Annotated in this window: 3 protein-coding genes; 2 read left to right on the top strand and 1 reads right to left on the bottom strand. The window is 75.3% G+C overall.

The genetic code is table 11. The features are described 5' to 3' along the window. The first annotated feature begins 37 nt into the window (after positions 1–37). Positions 38–397, top strand: a complete 360-nt coding sequence (locus tag L7D48_RS28770; RefSeq protein WP_237884036.1) for a rhodanese-like domain-containing protein — start codon at positions 38–40, stop codon at positions 395–397. Between the two features lie 163 nt (positions 398–560). Here L7D48_RS28770 and L7D48_RS28765 read toward each other — a convergent pair whose 3' ends face one another. After that, positions 561–851: a metal-sensitive transcriptional regulator gene (locus L7D48_RS28765; RefSeq protein ID WP_206348061.1), complete on the bottom strand. Its 291-nt coding sequence runs from the start codon at positions 849–851 to the stop codon at positions 561–563. Between the two features lie 81 nt (positions 852–932). Here L7D48_RS28765 and L7D48_RS28760 point away from each other — a divergent pair. Next, positions 933–1,493 (top strand): rhodanese-like domain-containing protein (locus tag L7D48_RS28760; RefSeq protein WP_237884034.1); only part of this gene is annotated, 561 nt, incomplete at its 3' end.

Below are 1,493 nucleotides of genomic sequence, written 5' to 3'. Positions count from 1 at the left end.
CCCGCACCACCTGTGCCATCCACCGGAGGAGAGCACCATGTCCGTGTTCCGCCGCGGCCCCGGCCGCGTCGACCCGGCCGAGGCCGACCGGCGCACCACAGAGGGCGACGCCGTCCTGCTGGACGTGCGCGAGGACGCCGAGTGGAAGGCCGGCCACGCCCCGCACGCCGTCCACCTGCCGCTGTCCCGCCTGGTCGAGGGCGCCCAGCTGCCCGGCCGTCTGGAGGGCAGGCCCGTGGTGGCCGTCTGCCGTTCCGGCAACCGCTCGCGGAAGGCCGCCAGGCTGCTGGCCGAGCGCGGTGTGGAGGCGGTGGACGTCACCGGGGGCATGGCCGCGTGGGAGAGGCAGGGCCTGCCCGTGCGCGACGGGCGCGGGCGCCCCGGCACCGTCGCGTGACCGTCCCGGTCCTGGTCCTGGCGGCCCTGGCGGTCAGGGTTTTCGCCGGCGCCCTGCATCGGATCGTCGCGGCCGTACCGCCGGCGGTGGCCGCCGTGATGCTCGCCGGCGCCCTGCCGCGACCCCTCGCGGGTCCCGCGGCCGGGACCCGCGAGGCCGGGTATCAGGCCAGGGAGAGGAAGAGCTTCTCCAGCCTGGCCCGCATCTGCTCGCGGTCCAGGGCGGCCGCCGGATCGCCGTCGGGGCTGTCGGTCAGGCAGCGCTGCAGACCGGTGGCGATGACCGCGAAACCGGCCTTGTCCAGTGCCCGGGAGGCCGCCGCGAGCTGTGTGACGACCTCCTCGCAGTCCCGCCCCTCCTCGATCATCTTGATCACTCCGGCGATCTGGCCCTGCGCCCGGCGCAGCCGGTTGACCACCGTCTTCAGTTCCTCGGCCGCCATCGCCAGTTCCACGGAACCTCCCCTTTCATACCCCACCGGGTACCCTACCTGCCGGATCGTCCTCCCCCGCGTTCGGAAGGAAACATCTCACACATGTCCACCGCCCCCGCACTCACCGCCGAACAGAGCAGCTCCCGCATACACGAGCTGACCGTGGTCGACGTGCGCACCCCCGGCGAGTACGCCTCCGGCCACCTGCCCGGCGCCCACAACATCCCCCTGGACCGCCTCCAGCAGGCACTGCCCGCCCTGCGGACCGCCTCCGCCCGCGGGGACCTGCTGGTGGTGTGCGCCTCCGGAGCCCGCTCGGCCACCGCCTGCGCCGTCCTGGCCGAGCACGGCATCACCGCCGCCACCCTCGAGGGCGGCACCGCCGCCTGGACCGAGCGCGGCCACGAACTGCACCGGCCCGCCGGCGCCCGTACCGCCTGGGCCATGGAGCGACAGGTCCGGCTCACCGCCGGTTCCCTGGTCCTGCTGGGACTGATCGCCGGCCGCCGCAGGCCGGCCGCGCGCCTGATCTCCGCGGGCATCGCCGGCGGCCTGGTCCTCTCCGCCCTCACCGACACCTGCGGCATGGCCCGAGTGCTGGCCAAACTGCCCCACAACCGCCCCCGGCCCGCCGCGCTGGACGCCACCCTGGCCGCCCTGGCC

Source organism: Streptomyces sp. ICN903 (assembly GCF_022015835.1).
In the GTDB taxonomy this organism is placed as follows: Bacteria; Actinomycetota; Actinomycetes; order Streptomycetales; family Streptomycetaceae; genus Streptomyces; species Streptomyces fenghuangensis.
This window is presented reverse-complemented; position numbering and strand designations above follow the sequence as displayed.

Bases quoted from the DNA above. Each gene is read 5' to 3' on its own strand.
- L7D48_RS28770 (WP_237884036.1), top strand. From the start codon at position 38: ATGTCCGTGTTCCGCCGCGGCCCCGGCCGCGTCGACCCGGCCGAGGCC.